Here is an 18,748-nt window from a genome sequence, read left to right on the forward strand (position 1 = left end):
GGCCGCACGGCCATGGTTTTCGCACCGGGCGGCGGCGGTCATGTCAGAAACTCCGTCTCGGCCCGGAAGCGCAACCGGACCTCGCCCAGCTCAACCGTGTCGCCGTCGTTCAGCTCGCGCGACTTGTACTTGGTCTTGTTGACGAGCACGCCATTGCCGCCACCGAGATCGGTGATCACGAAGCGGCGCGTGTCGGCGTTGTAGTGCAGCACCGCGTGACGGCGCGAAATGGAATCGTTCTGCAGGCAGATGTCGTTGTCGCGATGGCGACCCACGCGCACGTTGGTGGTGCGCAAGGGATGGCGGCCCGCGTCTCCGTCGAGCCCTTCGAGCCATCCGTAGATCACGGGGCGGCCATCGGCATCGCGCAGCAGCTCGCCGTGGCTTTCGTCCCCGGGAACCGCGGGCTCCGCCCCGGAAGGAGGATCGGCCGCGGTCTCCTTCACGGTGGCCTTCGGCCCGTAGAGAAGGAAGCCCGCGATGCCAAGCCCTGCGAGTGCGCCGAGCCCTGCGAGCAGCAGCGCGTTCTCGGAAACCCAATCGAGTATCCCGCCGGGCGCGTCAGCGCGATCCTTGGTGTCGGAGCCGACCGAACGCTCGATCGTGGTGTCGAAGCCCGGCTGCGCCGCGGCCGGGACCTCAACCTTCTCCTCCGCTTTGAGAACGGTGCCTTCCGAGAGCGTGGCAGAGAGCTCGACCGTCTGAGGACCGGCCGGACCTTTGAGGGTCGCCTTCACCCAGCCGCCGTTCTCCAAAACCTCTCCGACAAAGCGGGGGGTGACGACATCCTTCGTGAAGTCCTTGCCCGAGCCCTGCTTCACCTCCGTCGCGTAGCCGCCCGTATCCTCTGCGAGCCGCAACAGCTTCTGAAATTTCGGCCGCTCGGCACGGTCGTCGTAGTAGCCGAGCACGTGGATGATGACGCCGGCATCCTTTGCCGCCTTCACCACCTGGTCGTGGCTGTAGCCAGTGTCGTCGGAGGTGCCGTCGGCGAGCAGCACGAGCGCCTTGCGTTCTCCGCTCTCCTTGGCGAGGGCCTCGATGGCCTGAAGGAGCACCTTGTAGAGTTGTATGGTCGCCGACGCGGGTTTCACAGCGATGATCTGGCGCGCGAACTCGTTCTTCGAGGCGCCCGAATCGGACACCAGCGTCAGGTCGTTGGCGAACGTGTAGGCCGTGAACCGGCGCTTGCTGTCGCGCCGGTCGGCGAATGTCACGACCGCATCGCCCATCTGCGAGAGCGTGCCGCGGCGACCGTTGGGGAGAAGCTGGATGAGGTAGGCGGTAGTGGCGCCCTCATTCGCGGGATCGAAGGCTTCGAACTTGGTCTCGAGCTCGCCGGCCTCGCCCTTGAGGACCGCTTTCACGTCGTTGAAGACGGCAAAACCGTTGGCGCGCACATCGCAGGACAGCGTGGGGCTGCCTGCCATGCCCGCGGCCGCCTCAGGCGGCTGGCATTTGGCAATGAGCTTGGTCTCGGCAGCGCTCGCGCCGGACGATCCCAGTACGGAGAGCAGCAAGCCGATCGCCACAATCGCTTCGCGCTGCCTCGTGGGGCGCCGCATGCTTGCGTCTCCAAGTGTCGTCCCAGATGGGAAAGGAAAATCATCTTACGCTGACGATGTTTGGGGTTCAACATCGCCAAGGCTCGGCCCACAGCAGCTATCCTGTTAGCGTTAGCGTGTAACGGCGCCGCGAACGCCAGAGTAACCCTTTCCGCCGTAAAGCGAATGGGGCATTGTAGGGCCTTCAAGGCCCGCGGGGGTGCGAGGAGGGTGCCGATCCATGGACGGTCAGGACGATGCCGTGCTGGCACCCGGCACGCGGATCGATCAGTACGTGATCACAGGCCTCCTGGGGCGGGGCGGATTTGGCATCACCTATCTCATCAACGACGAGATGCTGAGCAAGGAATTCGCGCTCAAGGAGTTCTTCCCCGAGGATCTCGTCCGCCGCGACGGCAACAGTCTCAAGTTTCTGGCGCGGGCAAACTCCGAAGCCGACTACCGCTGGGGCCTCAAGAAGTTTTTCGACGAGGCGCGGCTGCTCGCGCAGTTCAACCACCCGAACATCATCGGCGTGCGGCGCGTGTTCGAGCAGAACGACACGGCCTACATGGTGCTCGATCTCGTCAAGGGCATGACCTTCGAGAAATGGCTGAGGGGGCTCGACAGCCGGCCGACGCAGGACGAGCTGGACCTCGTGGCCGGACCTCTGCTCAGCGCGCTCGAGCTCGTGCATGAGAACCGCACCTGGCATCTCGACATCTCGCCCGAGAACATCATGGTGCGCGCCGCTGACGGTGCGCCGCTCCTGCTCGACTTCGGCGCCTCCCGCTTCGAGATCAAGCAGCACTCGCAGCTCGTGTCCGCGCTCGTGTTCAAGAGCGGATATTCGGCGCCCGAGCAGTACACCTCCAATGCCGATCGCTACGGGCCTTGGACGGACATCTACGCCTTCGCCGCGACGCTCTACCGGGCGGTCACGGGCGAGCGTCCGATGGAAGCGACATCGCGGCAGCTTTCGGACGATCTCGTCCCGGCCGTCAAAGCCGGAGCCGCGGGCGGCTACCGCGAGAGCTTTCTCGCCGCCATCGACGAGGCGCTCAGACTGCCTCCAAGTGCGCGGCCTCAGTCGGTGCGGGCGTGGCGTCCGCTGCTGCTCGGGGGTAGTCACGTCGTCTCGCCCGAGCCACAGACCGCCTCCCAGCGCGGGCACATCTCCTCGAAGCACAGCGTGCCCATGCGCGCGCCCAACGTCTACACGCGCCTCATCACCACGAGCCTGTCGAAAATCGGCGCGGCGAAGGGGAAACGCAAACTCGTGATGGGGGCCATCGCGGCGGGCGCGGCTGCGCTCCTCGCGGGTGGCGCCGTGCTTCTCATGAGTGGCAAGCGCAGCCCGTTCGCGGAGTGCGGCGGGCTCTTCTCCGGGGCCGATTGCTGGGGCGCGGTGGTCGATCACGGCGGCAACATCTTCGCGCGCGTCGAGGAGCGCAGCAAGGAAGCGGCGGAGGCCGCGGCTCTCAAGAAATGCACGGACAAGTTCGGAGCGCAGGGCTGCGAGGTGATCGCCACCATCTCGAAGCAGGAGTGCTGGGCGCTGGCGGAGATGCCTGCCGATCCGACACGCTGGAAAGCTGCCTCCGGCAAGTCGATCCAGCTCGCCGAGACCAACGCCCGCTGGGACTGCGAGCGCGCTTACGGCGTCTGCCAGATCGCCCTCACCTTCTGTGCCGACGGCACCAAGGGGAAGTGAGCTTCGCTCTCCGCTTGCGCCCAGGCCGGACCGTCCCTCATCGGGTGCAAGATCGGATGCGTGTCTGGATCCCGGCCATCCTCCGCGCGGAACTCGGCTTCGCCGTGATGCCGGGATGACGTCAGGGGTAGGCAGGCTGACAGCCTACATTCAACGTCACCCCGATGAAGATCGGGGTCCAGTCACCTCTCGTGCAGGGCACGTTCGAGGCTAGATCCGGCGCCCATCCACCAACTCCGTGGCCGGGCTTGACCCGGCCATCCAGGGGGCTACGCGCTCCGCCATTCAGACAAGTTGCCCGTGGATGACCGCCTCGATAACGCGGCTCCTCCGCCCTACTCGCGAAAGCGGTTGGTGATCGGGTAGCGGCGGTCGCGGCCGAAGTTGCGGCTCGAGATCTTGACGCCCGGCGCAGCCTGCCTGCGCTTGTACTCGGCGAGATAGAGCAGCCGCTCCACCTTCCGCACCACCTCCTCCGGGTGGCCACGCGCGATGACCTGCACGATCGGCATCTCCTGCTCGACGAGGCACGACAGAATATCGTCCAGCACCGGATAGGGCGGCAGGCTGTCCTCGTCCTTCTGGTTCTCGCGCAGTTCCGCCGTGGGGGGGCGGACGATGATGCTCTCGGGGATGACCTCTCCGGCCGGGCCGAGACCGCCCGTTGGAACATGCGCGTTGCGCCAGCGGCAAAGGCGATAGATCTCCATCTTGTAGAGATCCTTCACGGGGTTGAAGCCGCCGTTCATGTCGCCGTAGAGGGTGGCGTAGCCGACGCTCATCTCGCTCTTGTTGCCGGTGGTGAGCACCATGGCGCCGAACTTGTTGGAGATGGCCATCACGATGACGCCGCGTGCCCGGCTCTGGATGTTCTCCTCCGTGATGTCGGGCGCGCGGCCTGCGAACACAGCGGAGAGCGCCGCCGCGAACCCCGTTACCGCGGGCTCGATGGGCACCGTGTCGAGCTTGATGCCGAGCGCGGCCGCACATGCCTTGGCGTCAGCGATGCTCTGGTCCGACGTGTAGCGGTAAGGCATCATCACGGCGTGAACCCGTTCAGGCCCCAGCGCATCAACGGCCATGGCGGCGACGAGCGCGCTGTCCACGCCGCCCGAAAGGCCAAGCACGACGCCCGGGAAGCGGTTCTTCTCCACGTAGTCGCGCAATCCCAGCACACAGGCGTGATAGGCGGCGGCATCGCCCTCGGTGAGCTTGTGGATGGGCGCGCCCGCGCATCGCCAGCCGTCAGCGGTGCGGGTCCATTCTGTGACCGCGAGATGCTCCTCCCAGGCCGGAAGCTGGCAGGCGAGGCTGTGGTCGCTGTTGAGCACGAACGAGGCGCCGTCGAACACCAGCTCATCCTGGCCGCCCACCTGATTGACGTAGGCGAGCGGCAGGCCGCTCTCGGTCACGCGCGCCAGCGCCACGTTGAGGCGCACGTCCGGCTTCTTCCAGTCAAACGGAGAGCCGTTCGGCACGAGCAGGATCTCGGCCCCGCACTCGGCCAGACACTCCGTCACCTCATCCTTCCAGATGTCCTCGCAGATGGGCACGCCGAGCCGCACTCCGCGGAAGGCGATCGGGCTCGGCAGATCACCCGCCGTGAAGACGCGCTTCTCGTCGAACACGCCGTAATTCGGCAGATCGACCTTGCGGCGAACGGCAACGACTGCGCCCTGGTCCAGAAGCGCAACCGCATTGTAGATCGCGCCGTTGTCCGGCCAGACGGTGCCGACCAGCACCGCAGGGCCAGGGCCGAGACGGGCTGCGAGCGCCTCCACCTGGGCGCGCGCGGCATTGTGGAAGGCGGGTTTCAGGACGAGGTCTTCCGGCGGATAGCCGGTCAAAAACAATTCCGGAAACACGACGAGATCCGCGCCCTGGGCGGCCGCAGCGGCGCGCGCGTCGAGCAGCTTGCGCTCGTTGCCCGCGAGATCCCCCACGATGGGGTTCAACTGGGCAAGAGCGATCTTGAGGGAGGCGGGTGCGGCGGGCGGGGTCGACAGAACTGTGCTCATGCGGGCAAGATTTACGTGTCCCGCCGCCCGGGGTCCAGCGGCATCAAGCGCGCGCCTTTCGCACAAGTCCGCTGGCCTCGTCGCGTACTGGCCAGCGAAAAGCGCGGACCACCCCCTCGCTTTCCGTGAGGCCGCCGCTTTGGCAGGTGGACTTCTCGCAGGTAGACAGTATCAGAGAGGGGTATTCCGGCCGGTCCAGGTCTTTTTTCGATGCTCTCAATCCTCTCGATCATTGCCCCTGTCTTCGCGCTGATGGCGAGCGGCTATGCCGCGCGCAAGATTGGAGTCATGGGGCAGGCGGCCGTCTCCGAGCTCAACCGCTTCGTCGTCTATCTGGCGCTTCCGGCGCTGCTCTTCGACGTGATGGCGCACGCGAGCTGGGGCGACCTAGCCCAGCCCGCCTTCATCGGCGCATTCGGCCTCGCGTGCGGAATCGTGTTCTATCTGACGGTCGGTTTGAGCCTGCTCGCGGGACAGCGCCTCGCCTCCGCCAGCATCGACGGCCTGCTCAGCTCGTATGCCAACACCGCTTACATCGGCTTTCCCGTCCTGCTCATGTTCTACGGCAAGGAGAGCCTTGTTCCGGTCACCATCGCCTCCATCCTCACGGTATGCGTACTGTTCGCCTCCGCCATCGTGCTGATCGAGGTGGCAAGCCACAACGAGCGCAATCCGCTGAGGCTCGCGCGCAAGGTGGGCGGATCGCTGGTGCGCAATCCGCTGCTGATTGCCCCGGTGCTCGGCGTCGCCTACGGCACGACGGGGCTCGGGCTTCCAGCTCCGGCCGACGCGTTTCTAAAGCTCCTCGGCGGCGCAGCGAGCCCGCTCGCGCTGGTGGTGATCGGTCTTTTCCTAGCCGAGCCCCGGCCGATTGCCGCGAAGGATACGAAGACGGCCGTCGTGCTCACCACGGTGAAGCTTCTCGTCCATCCGGCGCTGACCTGGGTACTGGCCATGGCCTTTGCCGTGCCCCCGCGCCTCGCGGCCATGGCCGTGCTGCTGGCGGCGCTCCCCACGGGCACGGGGCCGTTCATGCTGGCCGAGTACTACCGGCTTCCGGCAGTCGTCACGTCAGCGGTCATTCTCATGTCCACGATTGGCGCGCTCATCACGCTGCCGATCCTGATGGTGCTGACCGGGAACGCTCCCTGACCGAATCCGCCGGTTTTCATTCGATCCGGCATCGGACTTGCGGGCCCGGGACAGCCCCGGCGGGCAAGCAGCGCAATGCCCCTCTTTACCGCTTCGACCAAATGATGGTGTGACGTGTTGCGTCTCCCCCTTGTGCGGGCCCGCGCCATGGGGCACAGCTTGATCATCATCATTCCTGGGAATCCTCAGCACATGCGCCTCGACGCAATTCCGATCGGACAGAACCCGCCCCACGACATCAACGTGGTCATCGAGGTGCCGGTGGGCGGCGAGCCGATCAAGTACGAGATGGACAAGGCGTCGGGCACCCTCGTGGTGGACCGCTTCCTCTACACGCCCATGCGCTATCCCGGAAATTACGGGTTCGTGCCGCACACGCTTTCCAACGACGGTGACCCCATCGACGTGCTGGTGTGCAACACGCGCGCCATCGTACCCGGCGCGGTGATCAACTGCAGGCCGGTCGGCGTGCTGGTGATGGAAGATGAAGGCGGCGGGGACGAGAAGGTGATCGCCGTCCCCTCGAGCAAGCTCACGAAGCGCTACGACAAGGTGAAGAACTATTCGGATCTGCCCGAAATCTCGGTGCATCAGATCGAGCACTTCTTCAGTCACTACAAGGATCTCGAGCCCGGGAAGTGGGCGAAGATCCATCACTGGGGTGACAGCGCGGAGGCGCAACGCCTCATCGAGGAGGCGGTTGCGCGCGCCAAACAGCAGGGCAAAGGCTGATCAGAGCCAGCCGCTCCGGCGAGACCGCCCTACGAGACCTTCACGGCCGCCGAAGTGTTGGCGGGTGTTGCGGCGGCTTGATCGTAGGCCGTCTTGACGTAGGCATCGTCTGTCTTCGTGATCTTGGTCGTCCAGCCAGTGTCCCACTCAATGACGGCTGATACCTGACCGTCCTCTGTCCAGGTTCCGCTCATGCCCTCGCCTGCGCGGTTCGCCTCGGCGGTGCCGGACGGAAAGAGCGTGATCTCGAAGGGGTTGCCGGCGCTGTCCGAAACCTTCCACGTGCCGACGAAGGGGCTGTCGGCCAGGGTGCGCCCGTCAGACGAGACCAGCGAGAGAAAGTTGGAGAGCATCGCGCTCCCCTGTCTGCTGAGATTTGCCATGGGTTTCTCCGCTATTGCTGGGGGTCGCGGCATTCAGGCCGCAAAACCTCGTGTGAAGAAACGCCCCGGCAGACGGCAGGTTCCCCTCGGTTAACCTACGGGCTCCGTCCAGCACATCCCCTTATGAAAAAGGGTTCCGATGCCTGCGTTTGCATCGGAACCCTTTCCTGTCATTTTGTAAAAGGCCGCGACTTTTACCGCACGCGACCTCCGGTACTTATCCGAAAGCGACCTCCGGGCACTTTATCCGAAAGCGACCTCCGGGCACTTTATCCGAAAGCGACCTCCGGTCGGGCAGGCGCCCCCCGGGTCTCGCGCTCGAGCTTCATGCGCTCGGCAACGAGGAAGGCCAGCTCCAGAGACTGATCGGCGTTGAGACGCGGATCACAGAGTGTGTGGTAGCGATCCATGAGATCGTTCTCGGCGATCGCGGTCGCGCCGCCGGTGCACTCCGTCACGTTCTGGCCCGTCATTTCGACGTGGATACCGCCCGCGTGCGAGCCTTCCGCACGGTGCACGTCGAAGAAGGCCTCGACCTCCTTCAGGATGCGATCGAACGGACGCGTCTTGTAGCCGTTGGCCGCGCTGATGGTGTTGCCGTGCATGGGATCGCACGACCACACAACCGTGCGGCCCGCCTTCTTCACGGCGCGGATCAGCTTCGGCAGGTGCTGGCCGACCTTGTCATGTCCGAACCGGCAGATCAGCGTCAGACGTCCCGCCTCGTCCTTCGGGTTCAGAATGTCGATCAGGCGAAGGAGCGTGTCCGGGTCCAGGGACGGACCGCACTTGATGCCGATCGGATTCTTCACGCCGCGGCAGAACTCCACATGCGCATGATCCGGCTGGCGTGTGCGATCGCCGATCCACAGCATGTGGCCGCTGGTGGCGTACCAGTCGCCGCTCGTGGAATCGAGACGCGTGAGCGCCTGCTCGTAGCCGAGCAGCAGGGCCTCGTGGCTGGTGTAGAAGCTCGTGGCGCGGAGCTGGGGCGTGTTCTCGCTGGTGATGCCGCAGGCGCGCATGAAGCCCAAGGTCTCGGCGATGCGATCGGCGAGCTCCTGGTAGCGGTGGCCCTGCGGGCTATCCTTGACGAAGCCCATGTTCCACTGGTGCACGCGCTCGAGATCGGCGTAGCCGCCGGTCGCGAAGGCGCGGATCAGGTTCAGCGTCGCCGCCGACTGACGGTAGGCCTCGAGCTGGCGCTGCGGATCGGGAATGCGGGCCTCTGGCGTGAAGTCCGTTCCGTTGATGATGTCGCCGCGATAGCTCGGCAGCTCCACGCCGTTCTTCTTCTCCATGGGCGAAGAGCGCGGCTTGGCGAACTGGCCAGCAATGCGGCCGACCTTCACCACCGGGCTGCCGCCCGCATAGGTGAGCACAACCGCCATTTGCAGGAAAACGCGGAAGAAGTCGCGGATGTTGTCGGCGCGGTGCTCGAGGAAGCTCTCGGCACAGTCTCCGCCCTGCAGCAGGAAGCCTTCGCCAAGCGCGACCTCGCCCAGGGCCTTCTTCAGCTCGCGCGCTTCGCCTGCAAAAACGAGCGGGGGAAAGGTGGACAGACGGCCTTCGACGTCCTTCAGCACGGCGGCGTCGGGATAATCGGGAACTTGGACGATCGGAAGCGAGCGCCAGCTCTCTGGGGACCAGGTTGCGGCCATTGTCTTATGTACCTTCTCCACCCGCCGCATGAGGACCTCAGGCGGCCTATTCCACGTTTTTCCGGGGGCCTATGAGACAGCCGCTCGCGCGCCCTGTCCTTGATACCCCTCAATTTTAACTGGGCTTATAGGGCAAGAGCCGGCCGATAGCCAGCGGGCAAGCCGACGGGCAGGCCTGCGAAGGAAGACGCCGCCGCCCGGAGCCTGCCTCTTGCGTTTCCAGAAGCCCCCTCCGAACCTCAGATAAGAAGAAGGCGGCCAGTTTCCCAGCCGCCTCCCCGAAGTTCTTGCTCGATCCGGCTGCCGCTACTCGGCAACCCGGCGACGGCGGCGGGCCAACCCGCCCGCTTCCATGCCAGGTGCGGACAGGGACTTGTCGCCCTCGGAACGAGCCTTCTCCTTGCTGATCAACTCGTCGCGCTTCTGGGCGATGCGGCGCAGGCCGCGCAGCATTCCGCCCGTACCGGCCGGGATCAGACGGCCGACGATGACGTTTTCCTTGAGGCCTTCGAGCGTGTCCGACTTGCCGATGACGGCCGCGTCGGTGAGCACGCGCGTGGTCTCCTGGAACGAGGCCGCGGAGATGAACGAGCGGGTCTGCAGCGAGGCCTTGGTAATGCCGAGCAGAACCGGCGTCGCGGAGGCCGGGCGCTTGCCCGCCTTCTCGATCTTGGCGTTCTCCTCGTCGAACTCGATGCGATCGATCTGCTCGCCCTTGATGAAGCCGGTGTCGCCGACCTCGGTGATCTCCACCTTCTGCAGCATCTGCCGGACGATGACCTCGATGTGCTTGTCGTTGATGGTCACGCCCTGCAGACGATAGACGTCCTGGATCTCGTTGATCAGGTAGTTGGCGAGTTCCTCGACGCCCTTGATGGCGAGAATGTCGTGCGGCGCCGGGTTGCCGTCGTAGATGTAGTCGCCGCGCTCCAAGTGGTCGCCAGGCTGGACAGCCAGGCTCTTGCCACGCGGGATCAGGTACTCGACCGGCTCCTGGCTCTCGTCATCAGGCTTGATGGTGATGCGCTGCTTGTTCTTGTAGTCCTTGCCGAACTCGACGGTGCCCGAGACCTCGGCGATGATCGCGTGATCCTTCGGGCGACGCGCCTCGAACAGCTCGGCCACGCGCGGCAGACCGCCCGTGATGTCGCTCTGCTTGGCGGATGCCAGCGGAATACGCGCAATAACGTCGCCAGCCTTGACCTCCTGGCCGGGCTCGACCGAGAGAATGGCCTCGACCGTCAAGAGGTAGCGGGCATCGCCGCCACGGGCGACCTTGATGTGCTTGCCCTTGGCGTCCTTGACGACGATCGCGGGCTTGAGCTCCGCGCCACGCGGAGTGGCGCGCCAGTCGACGATGACGCGGTTGGTGGTGCCCTTTACGTCGTCCGTCTGCTCGCGCACGGACACGCCCTCTATCAGGTCCTCGAACTCGACCTTGCCCGAGGCTTCCGTGATGATCGGACGGGTGTAGGGGTCCCACTGTGCGAGCTTGGTGCCACGCTTGACCTCATCGCCCTCGTCCACGTGCAGGCGGGCGCCGTACTGGATCTTGTGAGTTGCAAGCTCCTTGCCCGACTGGTCGACGATGACGATCGACATGGTGCGGCCCATGGCGATGAGACGGCCCTGGCCGTCCTTCACGATGGCGCGGTTCTTGATCTTCACCTTGCCGTTGAAGTTGCTCTCGATGAACGAACTGTCGACGACGTTCGCGGTGCCACCGATGTGGAACGTACGCATCGTGAGCTGCGTGCCCGGCTCGCCGATCGACTGGGCGGCGATGACGCCGACAGCCTCACCTATGTTGACGGGCGTTCCGCGCGCGAGGTCGCGGCCGTAGCACTTGCCGCAAACGCCGGTCACGGTTTCGCACGTCAGCACCGAGCGGATGCGGACTTCCTGGATCTGCGCCTTCTCGATGGCGTCGGAGTGACGCTCCTCGATCAGCTCGCCCGTCTTGAGAATGACGGTTTCCTCGCCGTTCGGGCCGGTGCCGACGACATCCTCTGCCGCGGTGCGGCCGAGAACGCGCGCGCCGAGCGAGACGATGACCTGGCCTGCGTCGACAACCGCCTGCACCTTGATGCCGCGATCGGTTCCGCAATCCTCCTCGGTGATGATGCTGTCCTGGGCGACGTCGACGAGACGGCGCGTCAGGTAGCCCGAGTTCGCGGTCTTGAGAGCCGTATCGGCCAGACCCTTACGGGCGCCGTGGGTCGAGTTGAAGTACTCGAGAACCGAGAGACCTTCCTTGAAGTTCGAGATGATCGGCGTCTCGATGATCTCGCCCGAGGGCTTGGTCATGAGGCCGCGCATACCCGCGAGCTGCTTCATCTGCGCGGGCGAACCACGCGCACCCGAATGGCTCATCATGTAGATCGAGTTGACCTGCTTCTCGCGCCCGTCCTTGTCCTTGGGAGCGGTCGAGATGCGATCCATCATCTCCTTGGCGATCTGATCGGTGCACTTCGACCAGGCGTCGACGACCTTGTTGTACTTCTCGAGCTGCGTGATGAGGCCATCGTTGTACTGCTGCTCGAACTCGCGGACCATTTCGGTCGTGTCGTGCACGATCTTGGTCTTGGTGTCCGGGATCAACATGTCGTCCTTGCCGAACGAAATGCCGGCCTTGAACGCGTGGTGGAAGCCCAGCGCCATGATGCGATCGCAGAAGATGACCGTCTCCTTCTGACCGCAGTTACGGTAGACGGCGTCGATCATGGCCGAGATGGCCTTCTTGGTGAGGAGCTGGTTGACGAGCGCGGGCTTCACGCCCGGCTTCTTCGGCAGCACCTCGCCCAGGATCATGCGGCCCGGAGTGGTCTCGAGAAGCTCGATGACCTCCTCGCCCTCAGGGCCGACCGTGCGGAAGCGGCCCTTGATCTTAGCGTGCAGCGTCACGGCGCCAGCCTCGAGAGCATGGCGCACCTCGCCCACCGATCCGAAGACCATGCCTTCGCCGGGCTCCTTGTCGCGAACGATCGACAGGTAGTAGAGGCCGAGAACGATGTCCTGCGAGGGCACGATGATCGGCTGGCCGTTCGCGGGATGCAGAATGTTGTTGGTCGACATCATGAGCACGCGTGCCTCGAGCTGAGCCTCGAGGGAGAGCGGCACATGGACGGCCATCTGGTCGCCGTCGAAGTCGGCGTTGAAGGCCGCGCACACCAGCGGGTGAAGCTGGATCGCCTTGCCTTCGATGAGTTGCGGCTCGAACGCCTGGATGCCCAGACGATGCAGCGTCGGCGCGCGGTTCAGCATAACCGGATGCTCGCGAATGACCTCGTCGAGGACGTCCCAAACCTCGGGCTTCTCCTTCTCGACGAGCTTCTTCGCCTGCTTCACGGTGGCAGCCTGACCGAGCGTCTGAAGACGCGCATAGATGAACGGCTTGAACAGCTCGAGCGCCATCTTCTTCGGAAGGCCGCACTGGTGCAGCTTGAGCTCCGGACCGACGACGATGACCGAGCGGCCGGAGTAGTCGACGCGCTTGCCGAGCAGGTTCTGGCGGAAGCGGCCCTGCTTGCCCTTCAGCATGTCGGCGAGCGACTTAAGCGGACGCTTGTTGGCGCCGGTGATGACGCGGCCGCGGCGGCCGTTGTCGAACAGGGCGTCCACCGACTCCTGCAGCATGCGCTTCTCGTTGCGGATGATGATATCCGGCGCACGCAGCTCCATCAGCCGCTTCAGACGATTGTTGCGGTTGATGACGCGGCGGTAGAGGTCGTTGAGGTCGGAGGTCGCGAAGCGGCCACCGTCGAGCGGGACCAGCGGGCGCAGCTCCGGCGGGATGACCGGAACCACGGTCAGGATCATCCACTCCGGACGGTTGCCGCTCTCGATGAAGCTCTCGATAACCTTGAGGCGCTTGCCGAGCTTCTTCGGCTTGAGATCGGTGGTGCTCTCGGCGATCTCCTGACGCAGATCGTCACGGATCTTCGGCAGATCCATGTTGGTCATGAGGTCGCGAATGGCCTCGGCGCCGATGCCAGCGGTGAAGCTGTCGGCTCCGTGCTCCTCGATCGCCTGGTTGTACTGATCCTCGGTCAGGAGCTGCTTCTCCTTGAACGGGGAGATGCCGGGCTCGGTGACGATGTAGTTCTCGAAGTACAGGACGCGCTCGAGATCCTTGAGCGTCATGTCGAGAAGCAGGCCGATGCGCGAGGGCAGCGACTTCAGGAACCAGATGTGGGCAACCGGCGCGGCCAGCTCGATGTGGCCCATGCGCTCGCGGCGCACCTTGGCGAGCGTCACTTCCACGCCGCACTTCTCGCAGATCAGGCCCTTGTACTTCATGCGCTTGTACTTGCCGCACAAGCACTCGTAGTCCTTGATCGGTCCGAAGATGCGCGCGCAGAACAGACCGTCGCGCTCCGGCTTGAAGGTACGGTAGTTGATCGTCTCGGGCTTCTTGATCTCGCCGAACGACCACGAATGGATATCATCCGGCGACGCGATCGAGATCTTGATCTCGTCGAAGGTCGGAATCGACTGCTGCGTCTTGAAGAGGTTGGTGATCTCGTTCATCGGCTCTCTCCAGGGATCAGCGGTGGGTGGGGGCCGCGATCCTCAAAATTCTTGGCAATCAGCCTCCCTCCCGCGAGGGAGGGAGGAGACTCAGGTGTCGTAGCCGCCTGTTACTCGGCGGCGGCAGGCGGAAGCCGCGGACGCTCGGGCGAAGCCTCGGGCGGAGCCTCGACGGCCGGTGCATCGGAGTTCAGAAGCTCGACGTTGAGGCCGAGCGCCCGCATTTCCTTGACCAGCACGTTGAAGCTTTCCGGCACGCCGGCCTCGAACGCGTCGTCGCCGCGGACGATCGCCTCGTAGACCTTGGTGCGGCCCGCAACGTCGTCCGACTTGACGGTGAGCATTTCCTGCAGCGTGTAGGCCGCGCCGTAAGCTTCGAGCGCCCAGACCTCCATTTCGCCGAAACGCTGGCCGCCGAACTGGGCCTTGCCGCCCAGCGGCTGCTGGGTGACGAGCGAGTAGGGACCGATCGACCGGGCGTGGATCTTGTCGTCGACAAGATGGTGGAGCTTCAGGATGTACTTGTAGCCCACGGTCACCTTGCGATCGAACTGCTCGCCGGTGCGCCCGTCGTAGAGACGAACCTGGCCGGAGCTGTCGAAGCCCGCGGCGTCGAGCATCTGCACGATGTCCGGCTCCTTGGCACCATCGAACACAGGCGTCGCAATCGGCACGCCCTTGGTGAGCTTCTCGGCGACGGAGGCGAGGTCGTCGTCCTTGATGGCCGGCTTGATGACCTCCTTGCCGTAGATCTTCTCCATCTCCGCGCGCAGCTCATCGGCCTTGCCCGAAGCGTGGAACTCCTTCAACGCCTCATCGATGATGCGTCCGAGACCTCGGCACGCCCAACCCATGTGCGTCTCGAGGATCTGTCCGACGTTCATGCGCGAGGGCACGCCGAGCGGGTTCAGCACAACGTCGACGTGGGTGCCGTCCTCGAGGAACGGCATGTCCTCGCACGGCACGATGAGCGAGACGACGCCCTTGTTGCCGTGACGGCCGGCCATCTTGTCGCCCGGCTGGATCTTGCGCTTCACGGCGACGAAGACCTTGACCATCTTCATCACGCCCGGAGGCAGCTCGTCGCCACGCTGCAGCTTGTCGACCTTGTCGACGAAGCGGCGCTCGAGGCTCTTCTTGGCTTCCTCGTACTGCTTGTTGATGGCCTCGACCTCGGCCTGGGCCTTCTCGTCCTTGAGGCCGATCTCCCACCACTGGCTGCGCGGAATGTCAGCCAGAATGGGCTCGTCGATCTCGGTGCCCTTGCGCGCACCCTTCGGACCCTTCGCAACCTCCTTGCCGAGGAGCGAGTCCTTCAGGCGGGCATAGACGTTGCGGTCGAGGATCTGCAGCTCGTCGTCGCGGTCCTTCGCGAGACGCTCGATCTCCTCGCGCTCGATCGCCATCGCGCGCTCGTCCTTGTCGACGCCGTGGCGATTGAACACGCGCACCTCGACGACCGTGCCGGTCACGCCCGGGGGCAGACGCAGCGAGGTGTCGCGCACGTCGGAGGCCTTCTCGCCGAAGATGGCGCGAAGCAGCTTCTCTTCCGGCGTCATCGGGCTCTCGCCCTTCGGCGTGATCTTGCCGACGAGGATGTCGCCCGGGTTCACTTCGGCGCCGATGTAGACGATGCCTGCTTCGTCGAGGTTCTTCAGCGCCTCTTCCGAGACGTTCGGAATATCGCGCGTGATCTCCTCAGGCCCGAGCTTGGTGTCGCGAGCCATGACCTCGAACTCCTCGATGTGGATCGAGGTGAAGATGTCGTCGTACACGACGCGCTCGGAGAGGAGGATCGAGTCCTCGAAGTTGTAGCCCATCCACGGCATGAACGCGACGAGCACGTTCTTGCCGAGCGCCAGATCGCCAAGGTCCGTCGAGGGGCCGTCGGCCACGATCTCACCGGCTTCGACGCGATCACCCACGTTGATGAGCGGACGCTGGTTGATGCAGGTGTTCTGGTTCGAGCGCTGGAACTTGCGCAGGCGGTAGATGTCGACACCCGGCTTCGACGGATCGGTCTCGTCCGTCGCGCGGATGACGATACGGGTCGCGTCCACCTGATCGACGATGCCGGAGCGGCGGGCGGCGATGGCGGCGCCCGAGTCACGGGCTACGCGCTCCTCCATGCCGGTGCCGACGAGCGGCGCCTCGGCCTTCACGAGCGGCACAGCCTGACGCTGCATGTTCGAGCCCATGAGCGCGCGGTTGGCGTCGTCGTTCTCGAGGAACGGAATGAGCGCCGCCGCAACGGACACGAGCTGCTTCGGCGACACGTCGATGTAGTCGACGCGGTCCTTCGGCACGAGCATCACGTCGCCCTGATAGCGGACGGTGACGAGATCCTCTGTGAGGTTGCCCTTGGCGTCGATGTCGGCGTTGGCCTGGGCGACGTGGTGGCGCATCTCCTCCATGGCGGAGAGATAGGACACGGTGTCGGTGACCTTGCCATCCTTGACCTTGCGGTAGGGGCTCTCGATGAAGCCGTACTTGTTCACCCGCGCGAACGTCGCGAGCGAGTTGATGAGGCCGATGTTCGGACCTTCCGGCGTCTCAATCGGGCAGATGCGGCCGTAGTGGGTCGGATGCACGTCGCGGACTTCGAAGCCCGCGCGCTCACGCGTGAGGCCGCCCGGCCCGAGCGCCGAGAGACGACGCTTGTGCGTGATCTCGGAGAGCGGGTTGGTCTGGTCCATGAACTGCGAAAGCTGCGAGGAGCCGAAGAACTCGCGCACGGCGGCAGCCGCCGGCTTGGCGTTGATCAGATCCTGCGGCATGACCGTGTCGATCTCGACCGAGCTCATGCGCTCCTTGATCGCGCGCTCCATGCGGAGCAAGCCGACGCGGTACTGGTTCTCCATCAGCTCGCCCACCGAGCGGACGCGGCGGTTGCCGAGGTGATCGATGTCGTCGATCTCGCCACGGCCGTCGCGCAGGTCGACCAGCGTCTTGATGACGGCGAGGATGTCCTCGCGGCGCAGCACGCGCATCGTGTCCGGCGCATCCAGCTCGAGGCGCATGTTCATCTTCACGCGGCCGACGGCCGAGAGGTCGTAGCGCTCCGCGTCGAAGAACAGGCTGTGGAACAGGTTGGTCGCCGCCTCGATGGTCGGCGGCTCACCCGGGCGCATGACCCGGTAGATGTCCATCAGCGCTTCCTCACCATTCGAGTTCTTGTCGATGTTGAGGGTGTTGCGGATGAACGGACCAATGTTGACGTGATCGATGTCGAGGACGTGGAATTCCTTGACCTTCTGATCCTTGAGCTCGGCAAGCAGCTTCGCGTCCAGCTCGGCGCCGGCTTCGGCGTAGATCTGTCCGGTCTCGAGGTTGACGATGTCCTCGGCGATGTAGCGGCCGGCGAGGTCCTCGGACGAGACGAGCACTTCCTTGAGGCCGTTCTCGGCGAGCTCACGTGCCTTGCGGGCCGTGATCTTGTCGCCGGCCTTGGCCACGACGTCGCCCGACTTGGCATCCATGAGGTCGGCGAGAGGCGTCATGCCGCGCATCTTCTCGGGCATGAACGGCATCTTCCAGCCGCGCTTGCTCTCCTTGACCGAGATCATCTTGTAGAACGTCGAGAGGATCTCTTCGTCGTCGAGGCCGAGGGCGTACAGCAGCGTCGTCACCGGCAGCTTGCGGCGGCGATCGATGCGGACATAGACGTTGTCCTTGGCGTCGAACTCGAAGTCGAGCCAGGAACCGCGATAGGGAATGATGCGGGCGGCGAACAGCAGCTTGCCCGACGCATGCGTGCGGCCGCGGTCGTGATCGAAGAACACGCCCGGCGAACGATGCATCTGGGAAACGATGACGCGCTCGGTGCCATTGATGACGAAGGTGCCGTTCAGCGTCATGAGCGGCATGTCGCCCATGTAGACGTCCTGCTCCTTGACGTCCTTGATCGACTTGGAGCCGGTCTCCTCGTTCACATCGAATACGATGAGGCGAAGCTTGACCTTGAGCGGCGCGGAGTAGGTCATGTCGCGCTGCATGCACTCGTCGACGTCGTACTTCGGCGGCTCGAACTCGTAGCGCACGAACTCCAGCGTCGCGCGGCCGGAGAAGTCGGAGATCGGGAACACGGACTTGAAGACAGCCTGAAGGCCATGATCGTCAGGACGGCCGCCCGGGGGCTCCTTGACCATCAGGAAGTCGTCATAGGAACTCTTCTGAACCTCGATGAGGTTCGGCATTTCCGCGACTTCGTGGATGGACCCGAATTGCTTACGAATACGCTTGCGGCCGTTGAACGTCTCAGCCATGTCCGCTCCTCATCTCGCCCGGGGCCGTGCCAGGGGTTGCACGACCGCTCGACTTTCTTGCCCAGCGCCGGGGTCGCCCTCCCCTGCGCCTCGTTATCGAGCGAAGTTGCTTTTCCAGGAAAAGCGGCTTCGCCCCAATTTTTCGTCAGACCGACGTCCCCGCCTCAGACTCCGAAGCGTTCGTGGTCTTGAACCTTTGAAACGGCTCGCCGGAGGGCCTCTTCGAGGGGGAAACCCTCGGAGGACCTCCGGTGAACCGTCTTTCGGCGCCCGCTTCGCGGGCCAAGCAGCAGGTCGCAGGCAACAGGCAGCAGGAAAATCCTGATGCCCGCCGCCTGCTGCCAGTTGCTTTACTTGAGCTCGACGACCGCGCCCTGGTCCTCAAGCTGCTTCTTGATCTTCTGTGCCTCGTCCTTGGACACGCCTTCCTTGACCGTCTTGCCGCCGGCCTCGACGAGGTCCTTGGCTTCCTTGAGGCCGAGGCCCGTGATGGCGCGCACTTCCTTGATGACGTTGATCTTCTTGTCGCCGCCCGACTTCAGGATGACGGTGAACTCGGTCTGCTCCTCAGCGGCAGCAGCAGCACCGCCAGCGGCGGGAGCAGCAGCAACGGCCACGGCAGCAGCAGCCGACACGCCCCACTTCTCTTCGAGAAGCTTGGCGAGTTCGGCTGCCTCGAGAACGGTCAGCTTCGACAGGTCTTCAACAATCTTTGCAAGATCCGACATGTATATAGTCCTTCCGGTTTA

10 protein-coding genes are annotated in these 18,748 nt (G+C 64.6%); 3 read left to right on the forward strand and 7 right to left on the reverse strand.

Annotated features, from left to right (window positions below):
• Positions 1-38 precede the first annotated feature (38 nt).
• On the reverse strand, positions 39-1,565 hold the full coding sequence (locus tag F812_RS25685; RefSeq protein ID WP_020087379.1) for an FHA domain-containing protein: 1,527 nt from the start codon (positions 1,563-1,565) through the stop codon (positions 39-41).
• A gap of 220 nt (positions 1,566-1,785) precedes the next feature.
• On the opposite strand from F812_RS25685, the gene F812_RS25690 reads away from it, so the two are divergent.
• Positions 1,786-3,258, forward strand: a complete 1,473-nt coding sequence (locus F812_RS25690) for a protein kinase domain-containing protein (RefSeq protein WP_051113872.1) — start codon at positions 1,786-1,788, stop codon at positions 3,256-3,258.
• 335 nt (positions 3,259-3,593) lie between these two features.
• Here F812_RS25690 and F812_RS0117980 read toward each other — a convergent pair whose 3' ends face one another.
• Positions 3,594-5,276: an NAD+ synthase gene (locus F812_RS0117980; protein WP_020087380.1), complete on the reverse strand. Its 1,683-nt coding sequence runs from the start codon at positions 5,274-5,276 to the stop codon at positions 3,594-3,596.
• Positions 5,277-5,486: 210 nt separating this feature from the next.
• Here F812_RS0117980 and F812_RS0117985 point away from each other — a divergent pair, with 210 nt between their 5' ends.
• Together F812_RS0117985 and ppa are read left to right on the forward strand one after the other, a co-directional pair.
• Positions 5,487-6,428: an AEC family transporter gene (locus F812_RS0117985; protein ID WP_020087381.1), complete on the forward strand. Its 942-nt coding sequence runs from the start codon at positions 5,487-5,489 to the stop codon at positions 6,426-6,428.
• 192 nt (positions 6,429-6,620) lie between these two features.
• The gene (gene ppa, locus F812_RS0117990; RefSeq protein ID WP_026868244.1) at positions 6,621-7,160 is read left to right on the forward strand and encodes an inorganic diphosphatase; all 540 of its coding nucleotides are present in this window, start codon (positions 6,621-6,623) and stop codon (positions 7,158-7,160) included.
• A 29-nt stretch (positions 7,161-7,189) separates the two neighbouring features.
• On the opposite strand, the gene F812_RS0117995 is transcribed toward ppa, so the two are convergent.
• From F812_RS0117995 to rplL, 5 genes are all read right to left on the reverse strand, one after another.
• The gene (locus F812_RS0117995; protein WP_156827510.1) at positions 7,190-7,543 is read right to left on the reverse strand and encodes a hypothetical protein; all 354 of its coding nucleotides are present in this window, start codon (positions 7,541-7,543) and stop codon (positions 7,190-7,192) included.
• A gap of 269 nt (positions 7,544-7,812) precedes the next feature.
• Positions 7,813-9,204 (reverse strand): class II 3-deoxy-7-phosphoheptulonate synthase, encoded by a 1,392-nt coding sequence (locus F812_RS0118000; protein WP_020087384.1) that lies wholly within the window; start codon positions 9,202-9,204, stop codon positions 7,813-7,815.
• Between the two features lie 306 nt (positions 9,205-9,510).
• Positions 9,511-13,734, reverse strand: coding sequence for a DNA-directed RNA polymerase subunit beta' (gene rpoC, locus F812_RS0118005; protein WP_020087385.1), 4,224 nt, complete (start codon positions 13,732-13,734; stop codon positions 9,511-9,513).
• A 110-nt stretch (positions 13,735-13,844) separates the two neighbouring features.
• Positions 13,845-17,999, reverse strand: a complete 4,155-nt coding sequence (rpoB, locus tag F812_RS0118010) for a DNA-directed RNA polymerase subunit beta (protein WP_020087386.1) — start codon at positions 17,997-17,999, stop codon at positions 13,845-13,847.
• Positions 18,000-18,349: 350 nt separating this feature from the next.
• Positions 18,350-18,727, reverse strand: a complete 378-nt coding sequence (rplL, locus tag F812_RS0118015) for a 50S ribosomal protein L7/L12 (protein ID WP_020087387.1) — start codon at positions 18,725-18,727, stop codon at positions 18,350-18,352.
• Positions 18,728-18,748: the final 21 nt, after the last annotated feature.

Source organism: Hyphomicrobium zavarzinii ATCC 27496, from assembly GCF_000383415.1.
GTDB lineage: Bacteria > Pseudomonadota > Alphaproteobacteria > Rhizobiales > Hyphomicrobiaceae > Hyphomicrobium_C > Hyphomicrobium_C zavarzinii.